This window comes from Leptospira sanjuanensis (assembly GCF_022267375.1).
GTDB classification, from domain to species: domain Bacteria; phylum Spirochaetota; class Leptospiria; order Leptospirales; family Leptospiraceae; genus Leptospira; species Leptospira sanjuanensis.
In genome coordinates this window covers 1,321,237-1,340,439 of record NZ_JAIZBH010000001.1, presented here as the reverse complement: position 1 = coordinate 1,340,439, position 19,203 = coordinate 1,321,237, and the positions used below count along the sequence as shown (strand labels likewise).

The following is a 19,203-nucleotide window of genomic DNA, read 5'->3' as shown; positions in this document are numbered from 1 at the left end:
AATCGCCTAACTGCAATTAGGACCGTTTCAGGGAAGTTTCCGTTCGTCGTTTCGAAGGGATTATTTCGGAACTACCTTCACGAAATAATTTTTGTTTCCTTCAAAGTCCTTTAAGATTCCTTCCGAGAGATCGGAACCGGTCAACTTGGAGTGTTCGGAAATCAAGTTCTTGATGATCTCGTAGTCTCCGTTTTCCAGATCCACGGTCTTTACGTATTCCTTATTGAGAAGAGGTTGAATGTCCCATCCCTTTTGGAAGAAATACGCGGTTCCTCCGGTCATACCGGCTCCCATGTTCTTGCCTACGCTTCCGAGACAAACGATGGTTCCGCTGGTCATATATTCGAGGAAGTGATCTCCTGCGCCCCCGACCACCGCTTCCGCTCCCGAGTTACGGACTCCGAAACGTTCTCCTGCTCTTCCGGAACAGAAAAGTTTTCCGGAGGTCGCTCCGTAAAGACATGTGTTTCCGATGATCGTATTCTCATACGCCTTGAGTTTCGACTTGCGATGTTTTTTGATCACAATCACACCGCCGCAAAGTCCTTTTCCGACGTAGTCGTTCGCATCTCCGTGTAAGGTGACCTGAACTCCTTTGACGAGCCAAGCTCCCAACGATTGTCCTGCGGTTCCTTCCAGAATGATTTCGAGTTTACCCGGCAATCCTTTCGATCCGTATTTTCTCGCGATGAGACCCGAGATCTTCGCTCCCACGGTCCGGTTCGTGTTGCGCACGAGATAAGAAAGAGCCATGGAAGATTTTCCTTCAAGGGCTTTTTCCGCGTCCTTGATGATACGATCGTCCAATACTTCTCCGATCGGCTCCTTGCGGACCGATCTGTCTTTTTTCTGTTTCGTAGGATCGTAGAAAAGAGGAAGACGAACCAGGATCGGATTGAGATCGAGAGAATCCAAACGATCCCTTTCGTAACGTGTGATCTGCTTGAGAAGATCGGTTCTTCCGATGATTTCGTCGATCGATCTGAATCCGAGTTCCGCAAGATATTCTCTCACTTCGAGAGCGAGACAAGTGAAAAGATTTACGAGTTGATCCGGAGATCCTTTGTATTTCGCGCGGAACTTGATGTCCTGAGTCGCGATTCCGGTCGGACAGTTGTTCAAGTGGCATTTTCTCGCCATGATACAACCTAAAGCTACCAGAGAAGCGGTTCCCACTCCGTATTCTTCCGCACCCAAACAAGCCGCGATGATCACGTCCCTTCCGGATACGATCCCTCCGTCCGTTCTTAACACGACGCGGTCGCGCAGTCCGTTCATTACTAAAACTTGATGTGTTTCGGAAAGACCAAGCTCCCAGGGAGAACCCGCATACTTGATCGAAGTGATCGGAGCCGCGCCGGTTCCGCCCACGTGACCGGAAATGAGAATCACGTCGGCGTTCGCTTTTGCAACACCGGCCGCGATCGTTCCCACGCCCGCTTCGGACACGAGTTTCACGGAAACTTGAGCCTTGTGGTTCGCCATCTTCAAATCGTAGATGAGCTGCGATAAATCTTCGATCGAATAAATATCGTGGTGAGGCGGAGGAGAAATCAAATCGATCCCCATCGGCGTATGACGGTTGGTCGCGATCTCCTCGTTGTTCTTCTTACCGGGAAGCTGACCGCCTTCTCCCGGTTTTGCACCTTGTGCGATTTTGATTTCGATTTCGGTCGCGGAGTTTAAATACTCCGAAGTCACGCCGAATCTTCCGGAAGCGATCTGCTTGATGGAAGAATTCGCGAGATCCCCTTTTTCGTTCACGACGTAACGGGAAGGATTTTCCCCGCCTTCCCCGGAAGAAGACTTAGCGCCTAAGCGGTTCATGGCGATCGCGAGATCCGTATGCGCCTCGATGGACAGCGCACCGTGAGACATTCCAGGCGTTAAAAAACGTTTTTGAATTTCGGTGACGGTTTCCACTTCTTCGATCGGGATCGGCTTTCTGGCTACGAAGTCGAACAAATCGCGGATGTTGATCGGATCGCTTTCCTTGAGAATCTTAGTCGCTTCTTTGAACGCTTCGTAGTCGTTGTCGACCGCCGCCTTTCTTAAGAATTTAACGACTCTCGGAGACCAACGGTGCGGTTGATCGTCCTTCTCGGAGATGAAGTCTTCCGGATTGAGTTCTTTGTAGAATGCCTGTTCGTGATTTCGGAGAATGTTCTGTTCGATCCCGCCGATTCCGATTCCGGAAATACGCGAATACGTTCCGGGGAAATACTTGGACACGAGAGTTCTCGAAAGTCCGATCGCCTCGAACACCTGTCCTCCCACGTAAGAGGAAAGAATCGAGATTCCCATTTTGGACATGATCTTGAGAAGTCCGTCGTCCACACCGTAGCGGTAGTTTCCGCAGATCGTATGGAATGCCGGACGGGTTCCGTCTTCCGCGTCGAATTCTCCCTTTTCCCAAAGATCGAATAACGTATCCCAGATCAGATAACTGTTTACGCCGGAAGCTCCGTAACCGAGCAACACGGCCACATTATGAATTTCGAATGCGGAACCGGTTTCCACAAGAATCGAAACGGCGGAGCGCGTCTTATTGCGGATCAAATGGTTGTGAACCGCCGCGACCGCGAGTTCCATAGGAATCGGAGCGCGTTCTTTCGAAAGTTTTTTGTCCGAAAGAACGAGAATGTTCGTTCCCGATTTCGCCGCCTGCAACGCTTGTTCGAGAAGAGCGTCGAGGGCTTTTTCGAGATAGTTCCGATTCGTGTTCGCTTCCGCTTCGATATGAGCTTCGAAGGTTGCGTCTAACGTAAGAATTTTATACGGTTTTCCGTCCATCTCGCGGATCCGTTTCAGATCCAGATTGGTGAGATACGGATGGGAAAGAACCAGACAGTTCTGCGGTTTATCGTCTCCGAACAGGTTCATCTTTTTGACAAGACGAGTGTAAAGAGAGGTCACGCCCTTTTCGCGGATGTAGTCGATCGGAGGATTGGTTACCTGCGCGAATCTCTGACGGAAATAGGTGTAAAGACCGATGCGCGAAAGCATCAGAATCGACAGAGGAGTATCGTCCCCCATGGAGCTGATCGCTTCTTTTCCCTGATGCGCCTGCGGTTTGATCACCGACTTTTGTTTAAACGGAGAATAAGCGAAAAGAACCTGTCTTCTTCTGAGATCGTCTCCTTTGTAGGTGATCGTCTCCTGCATCGACGCGTCGAGATCCTGGTTGAGATACGAAACGTTCTCTTTGGACCATTCTCTATAGTCGTATTTCTTTTCGAAGAGAGAATTGATGTCCTCGTTGTAGTAGAGCTTTTTCTCTTTTAAATTGATCCCGATCATCTCTCCGGGACCGAGACGTCCTTTTTTGGTTACGATCTCTTCGTCGACTTGAACGAGTCCGGCTTCCGATCCCATGATCAAAAGACCGTCTTCGGTGACCGCGTAACGAGCCGGACGAAGTCCGTTTCTGTCGAGCGCGCCGCCGATCCAGTCGCCTTCCGCAAACGCAAGCGCCGCGGGACCGTCCCAAGGCTCTATTAAAGTATTATTATATTCGTAAAAGCTTTTCAACTCTTCCGACATCGTAAGGTTTTTGGACCACGCGTTCGGAACGAGCATCGCCTTCGCCTGAAGAACGTCCTTTCCGGAACGGACGATCGCTTCCATCGCGTTGTCCAAACTCGCGGAGTCGCTCATGTGAGGACGGATGATCGGATGGATTTCCTTTTGATATTCTCCCCATTTTTTGCACTCGAGTTCCTCTTCGCGTGCGAGCATCCAGATTCTGTTTCCGGCGATCGTGTTGATCTCTCCGTTGTGCGCGAGAATCCGAAAGGGCTGCGCGAGCGCCCAAGATGGGAACGTGTTGGTGGAATATCTTTGGTGAAAGATACAATACGGAGAAACCATTTCTTCCGAGTTCAAGTCTTCGTAGAACTGGGAAACCTGGTTTCCGTTGAAGAGTCCTTTGAACACGATTCTTTCCGAGGAAAGGGAACAGATGTAAAGATCTCCCGCGAGCGAAAGACGATCCGCGTCTCTCATCAGTTTTTTCTGGATTAAGAATAACTTCGTTTCGAAGTCCTCGTTGGACATTCCTTCCGGTTTACCGATCAGAACCTGTTCGATTTGAGGTCTGGATTGGTTCGCCTTCGGCCCGAGAACTTCCGGATTTACCGGAACGTATCTCCATGCATAAAGTTTAAAATTGAATTCCATGAGCGCGGACTCGACGAGACTGCGACACATGTCCTGTTTATCGATGTCTTCTCTCGGAAGAAAGATCATTCCGACACCGATGGAATCCTCGTCCGGTCTGCGGTGACCCATTTCTTCGATGTAGGTTGCAAACAGCTTCTTAGGAATTTGAATCATGATACCGGCTCCGTCTCCGGTAACCATATCTGCGTCGACCGCTCCCCTATGCGTCAGGCATGCGACCGCCTTGAGTCCCATAGAGACGATTCTGTGACTGTTTTCTCCCTGAAAGGAAGCAACAAATCCCACTCCGCAGTTATCATGTTCAAACGATCTTTCATACAGACCGTTCTCCTCAAGATACTTTTGAAGCTGCAACTGTTCTCTTACATCATTCATCATTTGCCGAGATCCCTCATGATACAAATTCCCTGGTTAACAACGACGTCGGGCGCGCCTATGGCTGAAATTTCAGCAAAATTCCCCAGCTATTATCCAGTAAATTGAGAGTTGCGTAAATTGAAAACATTCTTTTAAAAGGCAGGATTGAAATAAGAAACGCAGATTTCCGCTTATCAAATTCTCGTTCTTCCCTTCCTCTCGTTCGTTCAAGTATAACACGGCCTCCTGCTTCGATCCATTCGGTTTCAAGAACGCGTTCTTCGCAAAACGACATCCTCATCTAAAAAAAGATCTCTTCGAGTTAGACTGTTTCGAAGGCAAGTGAGTCGTTTATCTTCGTCGCCTTTTGCTCGAAGTTTAAGCAGGAAAACGTTCGTAAACGAGGTTAGAGTTTTTGTGCGACTGGAAGAAAAAGATCTCCGAGTTTTTTTCTCTGATTCGCGTCCGGGATCCTCAGAAAAAGCTGATCCAATTTTTGACGCAGAGAAGTCGTGTCCGGATATTCTTCGAAAATTTTCAGGATATGAGGCCAGGCTTTTTTCACGAGTTCTTCCATTCCCGGTCCCGCGTTTTTGGAAGAGACAAAGGCTCTTTCCAATCCGGCGCGCAGGTCCGCGAACGTTCGAGTCAAATCGAGAATCTTTCGAACCCTCGTATCCTTCAATCCAATGCGGGAAGAAATCGGTGCGATCACGGAATTCCAATCCACGGGTTCGTTTTTCATTTCCTTCAACACAAACGAATGAAGTTGGATGAGAGCGCTGAGTTCGGGAGGAAGAGTCATCACCCAGCGTTTGTAAGCGTCGGGTTGTCCTTCCTTTTGAAACTGACGCACACGGTTTACGCTTTCCATATATTTGGAAAACGGAATGATCACGGGCGGTTCGGAAGGAACGATCGGTTCCTCTTCGACAAACGACGGTTCGTCGAATCCGCCGAACTGAAGATCCTCCACTTCGGTTAACAAATCTTCGTTGCCGCCGACCGCGACCGGATTCGGGACTTCGTCTTCTTCCAATTCTTCGCGTTTTAATACGAGTGCGTTGCCGGAAAAATCGGAGCCGAATCGTTCCACGAGTTCCGTGAGAATCAACTTCTCCGGAGGTTTTTTCAATGGCACGGGCGGCGGAGCGGGCTTACGGACGGCGGCGCTTCCTTCTTCTCCCGGCTTAGGAGCTTCGCCAAAAGAAGAGATCGAAGGTTCCAAATCCTTACCGGTAGCATCGTCGCGAAGCACGACGTAACCTTCCATTCCGATGAACCGTTTTCCGGGAGGAACCAGCGTGCCGAATGTTTCCACGATTTCTTCGGAGATGCGCGCGTATTTTTTCCTTCTCGGTTTGCCTGCGTTTGACTTTTCCTGCTCGATGAGTTTATTCTTGATCCCCGCGTGCGTGTTCATGAAGTTTTTGGTCATGAACGCGGAAAGATCGTTCTGCGACATTCCGAGATATTCGGCGAACTTGGGAAGATGATCGAAGAATTGTTCCGTTTTTTGAATATTGGTTACGATGTAGGAACGCATCTTTTGTTTGAGCGCTTCCTGATCGGTGGGGGAAATTTTTTTACCGGAGATCAATCCGTTGAAGAGCTGGATGTGAGTATGAAAATAACTTAAAAATTCTCCATAGGCGGTAAGTTCAAATTCGCCGTGGGAATTCTGCTCTATGATCTTTTTATCGTTTCCTGACATACGATTCTAAATTTCCGGAGCCTTGGACTTTTTCCATTCTTAGATCGAATCGAATCATACGAACCGTCTAAAGGCTTGGTCTTTGGCAAACCTTCGCCAGTTTTCCCTTCGTTTTCAGGAATTCAAGACATTTCGAACGACCGGGACGACCGATTCACTGGGAAACAAAATCGTTCCATGAAAGAAAATATGCCCATTCTTTCGATCGGGAAATTCCGTGGAAAACGCTCGTATCGTGGAAAACGGGAAATTCGGGAAGAATAGAACGGCGTGTTCCGATTTTAACCCACAGACTTTAATTCCAGCTCGAATCGATTCAGAAATTCGAAATAGTTCTCCTCGGAAAACAGGAATTCTTCCGAATCGGAAAACCAACGCACCGTATTTCCGATCCGCGAAAGATCGGAATCCGTTAAATCGGAATCGTCCAGACCGAATCGTTTCCAACGAATAAACTCCTCCGTTCTTTCGATTTCCACTACGATCAACGTGCAAAAAAAATCGCAATCGTCCGGGCACATCAGTATGGGCGCAACGGCGCTTTCTCCGACTTTGGGAAGAATTCTTTCCCAGACGATTTTTCTTTCTCCCTCATCGTAAAGCCAATCCAACAGAGTCGGGACCAAACCGATCCAATCTCGATTCGGAAATTTTCGATTTATATACGAAGTCAAAATTTCTCCGTCGATCCGAATATCGAGATGATCCCCCGCGGAATAGAAAGAACGATCGTAAACCGCTTCGATTCGATTCATTGAAAGTACTCGCGGGTTTTGCAGGAATCAATATCCCGCTTTCAGTTGACGGCAATAATAACGGACCGGGTCGTCTTCGGAATTTTCTCGAAAAAGTCCGATCGACGCAAGTTCCGGTTTTTTGGAATCGGTTTGTATTTCCAAAACGAAACGAAGAGGAAATTCGGAGGTTTCGACGCGGACCAGATGTTTTTCCCCCTTTCTTTCGTACGTAGCTGGAAGCGCGATCTTTGTATCGAAGTTATATTCAGGATCCTTTATGTTCTTTTCCTCGCCCTGATACAATGTGACGAACGGATTCCGATACGAATCGTTCTTCGGGTAGGCGTAGAATTCGATCACACAAACGTCGCGAGAGGAACAACGGGGTTTTTCCATTCTACACTTGAACAACAATTCTCCGTATTTGAGTTCCGCGGACCAGAGTCCTGTAGAATAGGACAGAAGACCTAAAAGAATCAGAACGTTTCTCGAAACCGGTCCGGAACTTTGAAACCGGCTTTTTTTTACGAAACGAAATACGAATTTGAAACAGTTCGTTAGAACTCCGCCCAAGGATGTCATTGTTTTCTCCGTGTTCCTGCAACAACGGGTCGCTCCGTCGTTTGCACGCAAAAGAATTTCAATCCGTTACTCGATGGATACGATTGCGCAAGAATTTATTTCGAAGGTCTGCACTTCGCTTAACGATGGATTGCAAAGAAGTCGTCCGCGTTCGTTCCTGCGGAGCCCGCTGATGAAGAAAAAGCGCGCGGGTCATTTTTAAGGAATCGCGGCGCAGTGGCACTTTCATCAAAGTCCGCGTAAACAATCAACGAACAGGCATCGAACGGTCTCACTGGTTTGAATGGTCGATTTTCGGTCCGTCTTCAGGGATTCAAGGATTGAGCACGAATGTCCGCGTCGATCGGCTTACTGAATTCTCTCCTTAATCAAACCCTCTCCCGATTTTAAGGAAAGAATTCGATAACGCAGGAACGTATTGCAGGTCGCCTCTTCGGTATAACGGACCAAATCGTAATCCGGCCTCGGAGAGCGAAAAAAATTCGAATGTAGAAGACGTTCGGAAACTTCTTTCTGAATGTGCGCCCTCGCCTCGGTTCTTCGGAAATACTCCGAAGGAATGATAACGTCGTTTTTATAAGACAGAATATTTCCCCGGTAGATCGCGACCGTAACACGGATCCGATACGTTTCGGCGGGTTTCAAAGAAGGAAAATCCATAAGCAATTTATTTCCAGAGATGTGTATGTACTATCGGAAACGAGAGGTCCGGAATCAAATCTCGTCGATGAAAAACGACGCGGGAATCCCGCAAAAAAGGAGAATGACGGGGCGACCATTGCGTCCAAAATTGTCTTAGGATGAGAGGGAATTTCCGTTGGATCGGGGATTCTTATGAACGGAATGAATTTTAGATACAACCACACGCCCTTCGGCTATCAGAGAAGAAGAACGAGAGAAGTAAAAGTAGGAGACGTGAAAGTCGGAGGCGCAAATCCGATCGTCATCCAGTCGATGATCAACAGCGACACGACCGATACGCAAGGCTCGGTAAAACAAATTCTCGAGTTGGAGCGAGCTGGCTGCGAAATCGTACGATTGACCGTTCCTTCTCAAGCGGACGCGGACAATCTGCCGGCCATTCGACAGGAGTTGAAAAAAGCGGGCAGCAAGGTTCCCCTCGTCGCGGACATTCACTTCACCCCAAGCGTCGCGATGAAGGCCGTGGAGTACGTTGAAAAAATAAGGATCAATCCGGGCAACTTTGCGGATAAGAAAAAATTCGCGGTTCGGGATTATACGGATTCGGAGTACGACGACGAGCTGGGAAGAATCAGCGAAATTTTTTCTCCGCTTGTTCTGCGATGCAAGGAGCTCGGCGTCGCTATGAGAATCGGGACCAATCACGGTTCCCTTTCGGATCGGATCATGAACCGCTACGGCGACACTCCGCAGGGGATGGTCGAGTCCGCTCTCGAATTCATACGCATCGCGGAAAGTTTAAATTATTATGATATTATTGTAAGCATGAAAGCCTCGAATCCGCAGGTGATGGTTCAGGCGTATCGATTGCTCGCTTCCAGATTCGACGAACTTAGAATGGACTATCCCCTTCACTTGGGCGTGACCGAAGCGGGAGACGGAAAGGACGGAAGAATCAAGTCCGCAATCGGAATCGGCTCTTTGCTCGAGGACGGACTGGGAGATACGATTCGTGTCTCTCTCACCGAAGATCCGGTTCTGGAAGTTCCCGTCGCAAAACTCCTCGCCGACAGGTTCAATGCAAGGAGCGCGGCCCCCGAACGTTCGAAAGGATATTCCGAATTTCGAAATCCGTTTTCGTACGAAAGATTTTACAGTAGTGAAATCCGAATCGGAAAATTCGAAGCGGGAGAATCGCATCCGGTGCGCGTGGAAACGGTCCTTCCATTCGAAAACTCCAATTCGTTTCTTGCGAACGTCGCCAAACTCTACCAATACGGGAAACCACTTTCGATCGAACCCGAAAGCATCTTGGTCGATTCCCCTTCTCCCGATTTATTAAGCGAAATCGCGGAGTCCGCAAAGGCTTTGGAAATTCCGGTGGGAATTCTTCTCGCCAAGAACATTTCTCTCAACGAAAAACTCCAAAAGGAACTCAAACGGTTTCCCAAGATCGTATTCGATCCGTTTCTCCAATTTCAAGACGGAGAAAAGATGCTGACCTTTCTGCGGGAAAGACAAAGCGCCGGATTGTATACCGAGATTCATACGAGCGGAGAACGGATCGAATCCCTCAAGGGACTTCCGGAAACGTTAGCCGAAATTGGAATCAAAAACGTGATTTTTTCCCTCGAAACCGGAGAAATCCTCTACGACTACCGCAAACTCGGAAATATTCTGAGCCGTCACGAATTTCCGATCCTGTTGCACGGATCGTTTGCAAATGTGGACGAGGCTCTATACGGTGCCGCCATCGGAATCGGCGGACTTCTCATCGACGGAATCGGAGATCTGATCCGGATTCAAACGCCGAAACTCGAGGAGCTCGAAGAAACGTTCCAACTTTCTTATGACCTTTTGCAGGGTACAAGACTCCGTTTGACAAAAACCGAATACATTTCCTGTCCTTCCTGCGGAAGAACGTTATTCGACCTTCAGGAAACGACCGCGAGAATCAAGGCCAGAACGGGACATCTCAAAGGCGTAAAAATCGCCGTAATGGGATGTATCGTAAACGGGCCGGGAGAAATGGCGGACGCGGATTTCGGGTACGTAGGTGCCGGCCCAGGGAAAGTACACCTCTACCGAGGGAAGGAAATCGTAATGAAGAACGTTCCGAGCGAAGTTGCGGATGAAAAACTCGTGGAACTGATCAAAGACAACGGAATGTGGCGGGAATCGAGCGCCCCTTAGGAAGCGAGATTACCAAAAGGCAACGGAGTGTCGCCGTTGGTTCTCAGCGAAAGCTGAGATGCGCGGAAGCGCCCCAGAACACGCCCCATAGGAAGTGTTCTGCAGTCCACTATAAGCTTCGGATTGAAAAACAGTGAATTGTTCTCTACGGATCACAATTCAGGAAGCGAGATTACCAAAAGGCAACGGAGTGTCGCCGTTGGTTCTCAGCGAAAGCTGAGATGCGCGGAAACGTCAGACACACACCTTTCCTTATTTTACGAAGCAAAGACAACGATCAGTTATTTTTTTTCCAAGATTTGTTTTGATTTTTCTTTTACGGCGCGTCCACCAGACCTCGGACACACTTTGTCAGAAAGATCGAGCCGAAAGACGCCGCGCCGGCTACGAGACAGCGTTTTATAGAATGGAAATCGAATGAGTTTCGTTTATTTGCTCGATTCTGAATGCCCGAAATCCGATCATTTTAAGAGAATCCGCAAAATAGTGTTGTTTTATAGATTGTTCCGGGTGACATAGACTCTTTTATCGGATAGCAAGACGCGAACGGAAACGTTATGAATTCATTTCTCAATTTATACAACTGGAATATCCGCCAAAAGTTGATGGTGATTATTTCCTTCATCATCCTGGTTTCTTTGGGAGTCATCATCGCTCTCGCAACGTATTTTTTCAAATCGGACAACGAGGTTCGGATCAAGGAGAACAACCTGAAACTGACCGACGTGATCAGTCAGAAAGTTCGTTCCGATATGGCATCGTTGACCAAACGTTCCCTACTTCTTGCAAGGGCCGTCGCAAATTCCGAAGGTTCGAACGATATTCTTCAAAACGACGAAGACATCTTCTATCTGAAAATTTTCAGAAAAGAAAACGGAGATTACGCCGGAGTCAAACGGATCGTCAACGAAAACTCCCTCAAAGAACTGAAGATCTCCCCGGAAGAATCGGATAAGATCGTCCGCAAATATTTGAACGGACAACGAAAAGCCCAACCGGGAAAACCCGTAGCATTGAACGTATCTCCCGATTTCCAAAAACCGGTCTTATATCTTATGATCACAATCGGAGATGGGGTGAATACCGCCATCGTGATTTCCCTCGTAAAGATGGATTCTATATTAGATTCTTTTAAAACGTCCGGAATCACCCAATTTTTTCTCGTGAGTCAGGACGGAAAACTGATCGCGCATTCCGATCCGAAATTGATTCTGCAACCGATCAATGTTTCGGACGATCCGATCGTGAAGAATCTTTTGGACAGCACGATGAGCAACGGGCAAACACGTTACAAAGGAAAAGACAATCAGTTCTATCTCGGCTCTTTCCGAAGGATCGGTTATGCGGGACTTGGAGTGATTTCAAGCACTTCGGAAAAGAAAGCCTTTGAAGAAGTTTATAATATTCAAAAACGAAATATCTATCTGATGATCGTCGTGGTAAACGTATCGATCCTCTTCGTATTCTTTTATTCAAGAAGATTGACCCGTCCGATTCTCAAACTCGTGGACGCTTCCAAAGAAATCGAAAAAGGAAATTTTCATCTTACGTTGGAACCGGAATCCGGAGACGAAATCGGAAAACTCACTTCTTCCTTTGTCGAGATGGGAAAGGGACTTTCGGATCGGGATAAAATGAAGGACGCGTTCGGCAAGTTCGTCAACAAGGACATCGCCGAAATGGTTCTCAAAGGAGAAGTCAAACTCGGAGGAGATAAACGGGAATGTGTGATTCTTTTCTCCGATATCCGAAGTTTTACTTCGATCTCCGAAAGAATCGAACCGGAACTCGTCGTCGAATTCTTAAATCAATACTTTACGGCGATGGTTAAGTGCATCAACGCAAACGGCGGAAGCGTCAACAAATACATCGGGGATGCGATCATGGCGGTTTGGGGAGAATTGGGACATACCGATTCCGATACGGAAAACGCGATCAACGCGGCGCTCGATATGCGTAAGAGTCTTTTGCAGTTCAATAAAGGAAGAGGCACCGATAAAAAACCGAGGATCTCGATCGGAATCGGAATCAATACGGGAGAAGTCATCGCCGGTCAAATCGGTTCCGAGGATCGTCTGGAATATACTGTCATCGGAGATACGGTCAATCTCGCTTCCCGAGTAGAATCCCTCACGAAAGAATTCGGAGCGGACATTTTGATCACCGGGAATTCTTACGAAAAGGTGAAAGGAATCTATAACGTGGAAAAACTAAAGCCCATCAAGGTAAAGGGAAAACAATCCCTGCAAACCATCTACGCGGTTTTGGGACATTCCAAAGATAAGAATTGCCCTAAGAATTTGAAAGAACTCAGAAAACAAATCGGACTGGAGTTCAAGTCGGGCGGGTCTAAATAACGGTATGAGAGATCGCTTTCTTTCAGGCGACAGACCGTTGTTGTTGATTTTGATCTTCAACATAGTCCTGTTTACGGCCGTATTCTTGTATGATTATACGCAATACGGATATCAGGGTTCTCAAAAAGTCATCGGGACCATTCTTTATAAGTCCAATACCATTCAGAGAAAGTACGATTCCGAAGTCGTTTGGAGAGAGATCGAAACGGGGAATTCGATTCAAAACCGCGACACGATTTTAACCTCGGAAGGCTCCCAAGTCAAGGTTCGCCTTTTGGACGGAAGCGAGATTATGATCGCGGAAAATTCCATGGTCTTTATCGATTATTTGGACAACCGCGCGAGTTTGGAAATTTCTTCCGGGGGTCTTCAGGTAACGAGAAAACCGAACAACAAAGATAACCCCTCTTCTCTTGGAATCCGTTCCGGGGACGGAGTTCTGAAACTCGTCGAAGGGATCGTCAATGTCGAAAAACGGAAGGATCGAAAATCGCTGGAATATTCCATTCTTTCCGGATCGATCAAAGCGGATCCGAGCAATCCGTATCCGATGATTCCGAAAAAGTCTTTGGATGGATTTGAAAAATTATTCCCCGTTCCCGATAGCATTCAAACAGCCGCGTCGATCACGGCGGCCGCCAATTCTTCCGCAAACGGAAACAATTCCGCGGCTTCCTCTTCGTCCGGCGCTACGTCTGCTTCGGCAAACACCTCTTCGTCTAACACGGGTTTAACGACCGGCGGATCATCTGCCACGAGCCCAGGCAACTCCACGAATTCCGAGTCTAACTCAAATTACGGAACCTATGACAACGGAAATCCGAATTACAGATCCACCACCGGTTCCAATTCAAACAGCGGTGGAACGAATTCTTCCAACGCAAATTCGGGAACATCCGCCAGTGGTAATGGAAACACAGGTGCGCATACCAAGTCCGGATTAAAACTCGATCGCCCCGGAGATACGAACAAAAACAACGCTTCAAAACAAAACGAAACCGGCGCTTCCAAATCCGGTTCGACGTATGATCCTGGCGACTATGTCAATAAACAGAAATACGAACAGACGAAGATTCAAGAAAAGTCCGATTCCACTCCGAATCAAAACCGCGGAGAATTCAAAAATACCGAATCTTCTCAAAAAGACAACAAAGGCGGCGGTTCCACTTCCTCACAGGAAATGAAAAAGACAAAGCCGGCCCGCGAATGGACTCCCGAAGAACTTCTGAAACAAGAGAAAGAAAAACGCAGAAGAGAACGGGAAGACAAGGAACAAAGAGAATTCTTAAGAATGTAATTCGCGACCCATAGGGAGCGAATTAGCCAAAAGGCAGCGGAGCGTCGCCGTTGGCTCTCAAGTCAAACTTGAGAAATAGCGACCCATAGGGAGCGAATTAGCCAAAAGGCAGCGGAGCGTCGCCGTTGGCTCTCAAGTCAAACTTGAGAAATAGCGACCCGTAGGGAGCGAATTAGCCAAAAGGCAGCGGAGCGTCGCCGTTGGCTCTCAAGTCAAACTTGAGAAATAGCGACCCGTAGGGAGCGAATTAGCCAAAAGGCAGCGGAGCGTCGCCGTTGGCTCTCAAGTCAAACTTGAGAAATAGCGACCCGTAGGGAGCGAATTAGCCAAAAGGCAGCGGAGCGTCGCCGTTGGCTCTCAAGTCAAACTTGAGAAATAGCGACCCGTAGGGAGCGAATTAGCCAAAAGGCAGCGGAGCGTCGCCGTTGGCTCTCAAGTCAAACTTGAGAAATAGCGACCCGTAGGGAGCGAATTAGCCAAAAGGCAGCGGAGCGTCGCCGTTGGCTCTCAAGTCAAACTTGAGAAATAGCGACCCGTAGGGAGCGAATTAGCCAAAAGGCAGCGGAGCGTCGCCGTTGGCTCTCAAGTCAAACTTGAGAAATAGCGACCCGTAGGGAGCGAATTAGCCAAAAGGCAGCGGAGCGTCGCCGTTGGCTCTCAAGTCAAACTTGAGAAATAGCGACCCGTAGGGAGCGAATTAGCCAAAACACGCTGGGCGATCGGCGAAAACTTTCCGCGAAGTGGGTGTCGCGATCCGAAACGCAACCCTCAACGTCTTTGTAGATTCTTTATTTTCGAGATTGTAGGAACTACCACGTTTTCCTAAAAGACGGTTTTTGTCGAATTTCAGCGATCCGTAGGAACTCCAACAGAACGCATTTGAAACTCAGCATCTCACTCCCTACGGGGTCGTTCGATGGTCGGCATAACTCAGCGGCGTGTTCTATGCCGGAACTACATCGGCCGGAGTGAGAGTTTCGATATTGTGGGTAAAACCTTCTTTGTCGTGAAACAAAACGACGAGCTTGTCGCCCTCAAAGGAAATCACTTCTACGATCGTGTTTGTGTGAACGAAAATTCCGTTGTGAAGAAAGGTACGTTTGGTAATCTTAACTTTGTCGCCCGGTTTCATTCGGCCTCTTTGTTGAGATAAAGATCTTTTCCTTCTTTTTTCATCACGCTGAATAGATGGATCTGCTTTTGATCCAAACGTGTTCCGATATCGTAGATCGCATCCGTAAAATCGGCGCCTTCCACATTTGCTCCCGCGAGTTTCGCCCAACGCAAATCGGCTCCGCGAAAGTTCGCGTTCCGAAGATCGGCGTTGTTCAAGAAGGAACCTCTGAGTTTCGCGCCCGAAAAGTTCGCGCCCACAAAGGAAGAATTCTGAAGGAACGCGTGTCCGAGGTTAGCCCCGCTGAAATCGACTCCGTCAAAATTAAGTTTTTCTAATATAATACTGGAAAGGTCTTCGCCTTTGAGAGAACCTTTTTCCTTGAGAATCTCCAGGGCCTTACCCGCGGTGATTCTTTTTTCCTTAGGAACCCCTTCTCCGCTTTCATAGTCTTTCACCGCTTGCAAAAGTGCGGCGACCGCAGACTCGGGATAATTTTTACGTCTTTCCGGAAACTCGAACATCTTTTCAAGATCGGCCGGAGTTACGTCCTTCAGTTCTTGAACGGATTTGCCTTTGGCGAACTCGGTCGCCATCGCCAGAGCGACGATTCCAAAACCGCAACCGGTCGTGGTATAACTCGCGTCCGTTACATGATCTGTAGAATCGATTTTAAGATAAATGCGGTAACCGTCGCCGCAACCGACGTTGCGGTAGTTGGAAACTACGGTCGCATCCTCCATCTCACGATAGTTGACGCGATCGTCGTTGATCTGTTTGTACCGTGCGAAGTCCATTACACTCATGAAAGTTCACCTGCCCGGTTTTTAGACGGCATAAAGGAGGATAGGAGAGAGAAAACTCTCACTGCATCTTGTATTTTTTCTTGAACTTGTCAACCCGACCGGTCGTATCCACGAGTTTGGATTTTCCGGTAAAGAATGGGTGGCAAGCAGAACAAATTTCCACGTTGATATCGCCGATGGAAGTTCTCGTTTCGTAAACGGTTCCACAGGATGCGCAGCTGATTTTCGCCGCTCTATAGTTTGGATGAATTCCGGTTTTCATAAATTCCCTTTTTAAGCGCTTATTGGGTATTCATACTGGCCAAAAATGCGTCGTTTGTCTTGGAAAGACGCATTTTTTCCAGCAATAATTCCATGCTTTCCGTGATGCTCATAGGAGAAAGTACTTTTCGCAGGACAAACACTTTCTGGAGAACGTCTTTGGTGATCAGGAGTTCTTCCTTACGGGTTCCGGACTTATTGATATCGATCGCGGGAAAAATCCGTTTGTCGGAAAGTTTCCGATCGAGGTGAATTTCCATATTACCCGTTCCCTTGAATTCTTCGAAGATGACCTCGTCCATTTTGGAACCGGTGTCGATTAGAGCGGTCGCAATGATGGTCAAAGAACCGCCTTCTTCGATGTTTCTCGCGGCTCCGAAAAACCGTTTCGGTTTGTGAAGCGCATTGGAATCCACCCCGCCGGAAAGAATTTTCCCGGATGTCGGAATGACCTGGTTGTAGGCTCTCGCCAAACGAGTGATCGAATCCAGAAGAATGACGACGTCCTTACCGTGTTCCACGAGACGTTTCGCTTTTTCGATGACCATCTCCGCGACTTGAACGTGTCTTTGTGCCGGTTCGTCAAACGTGGAAGAAACTACTTCTCCCTTAACGTGACGAGCCATATCGGTCACCTCTTCCGGACGCTCGTCGATCAAAAGGACGATCAGAGTACATTCTGGATGATTGGAGGTGATCGCGTTCGCGATATTCTGCATGAGAATCGTTTTACCGGTTCTCGGAGGAGCCACGATCAAAGCGCGTTGTCCTTTCCCGATCGGACACATGAGATCTAAAATTCTCGTGTCGAGCATCGAAGGATCGTATTCCATCTTGAGCCTTTCGTTCGGATACAGAGGAGTTAAGTTGTCAAAAAGGGCGCGTTTGCCTGCGACGTCGGGAGTATAACCGTTTACCGTTTCCACACGAAGCATCGCAAAGAATCGTTCGGATTCTTTCGGAGGACGGATCTGACCTTCCACCGTATCCCCCGTTCGAAGACCGAAAAGTTTGATCTGAGAAGGGGAAACATAAATATCGTCCGGACCCGGAACGTAGTTATAATCGGGAGATCTTAAAAATCCGTAACCGTCCGGTAACTTCTCCATAACACCCGCGGCGTGAACTTGACCGTCTCTTTCCGCCTGCGCTTGGAGAATGGCGAAGATCAAATTTTGTTTTTTAAGACCGCCGGTATTTTCAACTCCGAGACCTTTTGCGACTTCGATTAAATCGGCGATCGCTTTTTTCTTCAGTTCGACGAGATCGATAGGAGCGGGAGTCGGACCTTCGTATCCTCCCCGTTTGCGTTTGTTGCGGGATCTTTGATCCGCGTTATCGGAAGATTCGAAATCTTGAGATTCTTGACTGACGCCTTCTTCTTCGATTGAATCGGTCGTTTCGGACTCGTTTTGGTTGTGGTTATTATTCTGGTGGTGGTGTCTGTTCTTATTGTCTCGTCTTGCTGTTGCCATATTAAGGAGCTACTTGAGTTTTAAAAAAGGGGAAGGATTCGCCTTTTTGAGATTTTATTTTTGAGAATACAGGGTGGAGAAGAGATCTGTTTAGATCGGCTCTACTCATGAAGTAACCGACTTTATAGAAGGCTGTCAACGAAATTATTCAGCGGGTTTTTCTTTTTTTTGCGGTAGATTTAGAAGCGTTCGATTTCGAAGAATTCTTTTTGGGAGAAGAACCGGTTTTCACAACATTCTTCCCCTGCTTTTTGGAAGGAGAAGCTTGTTTGGAAACGTTCGTTCCTTCTACTGTTTTCGGATGCGTTCCTTTGTCTTCGGATGGTGAGGACGTTATACCCGCCTTTTTACGAGGAATCGGATTCTCCCTCGAAAGCGAATAACGGCTTTGCAGATCCAAAAATTTGATCCTATTTTGAAGGGTTGTTCGAGGAACGCCGAGCTCCAAAGCCGTATGAGAGATATTGTCCTGATTTCGCTTTAACGAATGGAAGATAAACGAGCTTTCCACTTCTTTCAGCATGGTTTCGAGCGGAAGCTTTTGAAAGAAAGCATCGCTTACGGATGGGAATTCCAAACCGCTTTCATCCTGACGGCCGACCGAAGAACGCGGAGAAACGAAATGATACAGATAACCCGCGATCTTGGAATTTTGTTTGAGAACGATGATGCGAACGTTACACTCGAGTTCGGTGACGTAGGTTTGCAGAGAGAAGGGAGAATTTCCGTCGAGCTTGAGTTCGTTGGATTTCAGATAGTCCGCCAATAAATTCTTGCTCATTTCCTTGAGAATTCGTTCCGCTTGCAGGATCGAATCGCGGAAGTATTTTTTGGGAAGAATGTTCTGTTCAAAGGTTTCGTTGTAAAAGATCGAACTTCCTTCTAGATCCGTCGCAAGTAGTCCGTCCGGAAAATTCTGCAGAATGAGTTCCATAAACCAAAAACGGGAATTCTGCTCTTGTTCCTGTTTTTTTTCTTCGGTGATCGGAGCCGGTCCGGGACGATTTCCGGAAACGAGTTTTCCCAAACCCGCCATGACTTGAACTTTATCCCATTCTTCCTTTTTTTCACCGGTTTTCGTAAGCACCGGAATCGAGCTTTGTCTTTGGAAGTATTGAAAAAAGGACTCGGGGATTTCCGTTTCTAAAAAGGATTCGGGAAGTTGGGAATATTCTCGGTCGGACGAACTAAGATCCGCCATTTCCATCTGAATCAACTTGCGCGATAAAAGCCCGACGAGATCCCCCGATTCGTCCACTACCGGAAGATGCGTGGCCGGAGTGATGAGAAAGTATTTGTATAAGGCTTCTATTTTCATGAAAACGGATCTTTTTTCCAAGTGCCGATTTGGCGTCAGAATACTCTTATTTTCCGGTCTGTCAGAAAATTCCTCTCTTTTTTGAAGTGCTAAAAAGCCGGTCCGGGGAAAAAGATTTCTCGCAATTGCGGGGAGTTCCCACAGTTCGAGAGTTGTTTTCCGTCCGAC

13 protein-coding genes are annotated in these 19,203 nt (G+C 47.7%); 3 read left to right on the top strand and 10 right to left on the bottom strand.

Translation table 11 applies throughout. The features are described from left to right. Positions 1 to 60: 60 nt before the first annotated feature. The 5 genes from gltB to LFX17_RS05960 all read right to left on the bottom strand — a co-directional run bounded on the left by gltB (position 61) and on the right by LFX17_RS05960 (position 8,157). Complete coding sequence (gene gltB / locus LFX17_RS05980) at positions 61 to 4,557, bottom strand: glutamate synthase large subunit (RefSeq protein WP_238747688.1); 4,497 nt, start codon at positions 4,555 to 4,557, stop codon at positions 61 to 63. 388 nt (positions 4,558 to 4,945) lie between these two features. Further along, entirely contained in the window at positions 4,946 to 6,253 is a 1,308-nt protein-coding gene (locus LFX17_RS05975; RefSeq protein ID WP_238745641.1) for a hypothetical protein, read from the bottom strand. A 281-nt stretch (positions 6,254 to 6,534) separates the two neighbouring features. Further along, on the bottom strand, positions 6,535 to 7,008 hold the full coding sequence (locus tag LFX17_RS05970) for a hypothetical protein (protein WP_238745638.1): 474 nt from the start codon (positions 7,006 to 7,008) through the stop codon (positions 6,535 to 6,537). A gap of 27 nt (positions 7,009 to 7,035) precedes the next feature. Further along, entirely contained in the window at positions 7,036 to 7,572 is a 537-nt protein-coding gene (locus LFX17_RS05965; RefSeq protein ID WP_238745636.1) for a hypothetical protein, read from the bottom strand. A 348-nt stretch (positions 7,573 to 7,920) separates the two neighbouring features. Further along, positions 7,921 to 8,157 carry a hypothetical protein gene (locus LFX17_RS05960; RefSeq protein ID WP_238731517.1) on the bottom strand — a complete coding sequence of 79 codons (237 nt, stop codon included), beginning with the start codon at positions 8,155 to 8,157 and terminating at the stop codon, positions 7,921 to 7,923. 258 nt (positions 8,158 to 8,415) lie between these two features. Here LFX17_RS05960 and ispG point away from each other — a divergent pair, with 258 nt between their 5' ends. The 3 genes from ispG (at position 8,416) to LFX17_RS05945 (ending at position 14,061) form a co-directional block, all read left to right on the top strand. Next, on the top strand, positions 8,416 to 10,407 hold the full coding sequence (ispG, locus tag LFX17_RS05955) for a (E)-4-hydroxy-3-methylbut-2-enyl-diphosphate synthase (RefSeq protein ID WP_238747686.1): 1,992 nt from the start codon (positions 8,416 to 8,418) through the stop codon (positions 10,405 to 10,407). A 557-nt stretch (positions 10,408 to 10,964) separates the two neighbouring features. Continuing rightward, positions 10,965 to 12,764 carry an adenylate/guanylate cyclase domain-containing protein gene (locus tag LFX17_RS05950; protein ID WP_238745634.1) on the top strand — a complete coding sequence of 600 codons (1,800 nt, stop codon included), beginning with the start codon at positions 10,965 to 10,967 and terminating at the stop codon, positions 12,762 to 12,764. 4 nt (positions 12,765 to 12,768) lie between these two features. Beyond that, on the top strand, positions 12,769 to 14,061 hold the full coding sequence (locus LFX17_RS05945; RefSeq protein ID WP_238745632.1) for a FecR family protein: 1,293 nt from the start codon (positions 12,769 to 12,771) through the stop codon (positions 14,059 to 14,061). 943 nt (positions 14,062 to 15,004) lie between these two features. Here LFX17_RS05945 and LFX17_RS05940 read toward each other — a convergent pair. From LFX17_RS05940 to LFX17_RS05920, 5 genes are all read right to left on the bottom strand, one after another. Next, positions 15,005 to 15,193, bottom strand: coding sequence for a hypothetical protein (locus tag LFX17_RS05940; protein WP_238729436.1), 189 nt, complete (start codon positions 15,191 to 15,193; stop codon positions 15,005 to 15,007). Then, the gene (locus tag LFX17_RS05935; protein ID WP_238745630.1) at positions 15,190 to 15,981 is read right to left on the bottom strand and encodes a pentapeptide repeat-containing protein; all 792 of its coding nucleotides are present in this window, start codon (positions 15,979 to 15,981) and stop codon (positions 15,190 to 15,192) included. The genes LFX17_RS05940 and LFX17_RS05935 overlap by 4 nt, the downstream gene beginning before the upstream one ends. A 58-nt stretch (positions 15,982 to 16,039) precedes the next feature. Continuing rightward, a complete protein-coding gene (gene rpmE, locus LFX17_RS05930; protein WP_118955328.1) occupies positions 16,040 to 16,243 on the bottom strand; it encodes a 50S ribosomal protein L31 in 204 nt (67 codons plus the stop codon). Positions 16,244 to 16,262: 19 nt separating this feature from the next. Further along, entirely contained in the window at positions 16,263 to 17,717 is a 1,455-nt protein-coding gene (gene rho / locus LFX17_RS05925; protein ID WP_238729434.1) for a transcription termination factor Rho, read from the bottom strand. Between the two features lie 148 nt (positions 17,718 to 17,865). Continuing rightward, positions 17,866 to 19,035: a transcriptional regulator gene (locus tag LFX17_RS05920; RefSeq protein ID WP_238745622.1), complete on the bottom strand. Its 1,170-nt coding sequence runs from the start codon at positions 19,033 to 19,035 to the stop codon at positions 17,866 to 17,868. Between the last annotated feature and the right edge of the window lie 168 nt (positions 19,036 to 19,203).

Excerpts from the sequence above, each read along its gene's own strand:
- LFX17_RS05935 (WP_238745630.1), bottom strand. The coding sequence starts at position 15,981 with ATGAGTGTAATGGACTTCGCACGGTACAAACAGATCAACGACGATCGC.
- LFX17_RS05950 (WP_238745634.1), top strand. The coding sequence starts at position 10,965 with ATGAATTCATTTCTCAATTTATACAACTGGAATATCCGCCAAAAGTTG.
- rpmE (WP_118955328.1), bottom strand. The coding sequence starts at position 16,243 with ATGAAAACCGGAATTCATCCAAACTATAGAGCGGCGAAAATCAGCTGC.
- LFX17_RS05965 (WP_238745636.1), bottom strand. The coding sequence starts at position 7,572 with ATGACATCCTTGGGCGGAGTTCTAACGAACTGTTTCAAATTCGTATTT.
- LFX17_RS05945 (WP_238745632.1), top strand. The coding sequence starts at position 12,769 with ATGAGAGATCGCTTTCTTTCAGGCGACAGACCGTTGTTGTTGATTTTG.
- ispG (WP_238747686.1), top strand. The coding sequence starts at position 8,416 with ATGAATTTTAGATACAACCACACGCCCTTCGGCTATCAGAGAAGAAGA.
- LFX17_RS05940 (WP_238729436.1), bottom strand. The coding sequence starts at position 15,193 with ATGAAACCGGGCGACAAAGTTAAGATTACCAAACGTACCTTTCTTCAC.
- rho (WP_238729434.1), bottom strand. The coding sequence starts at position 17,717 with ATGGCAACAGCAAGACGAGACAATAAGAACAGACACCACCACCAGAAT.
- gltB (WP_238747688.1), bottom strand. The coding sequence starts at position 4,557 with ATGAATGATGTAAGAGAACAGTTGCAGCTTCAAAAGTATCTTGAGGAG.
- LFX17_RS05975 (WP_238745641.1), bottom strand. The coding sequence starts at position 6,253 with ATGTCAGGAAACGATAAAAAGATCATAGAGCAGAATTCCCACGGCGAA.
- LFX17_RS05920 (WP_238745622.1), bottom strand. The coding sequence starts at position 19,035 with ATGAAAATAGAAGCCTTATACAAATACTTTCTCATCACTCCGGCCACG.
- LFX17_RS05970 (WP_238745638.1), bottom strand. The coding sequence starts at position 7,008 with ATGAATCGAATCGAAGCGGTTTACGATCGTTCTTTCTATTCCGCGGGG.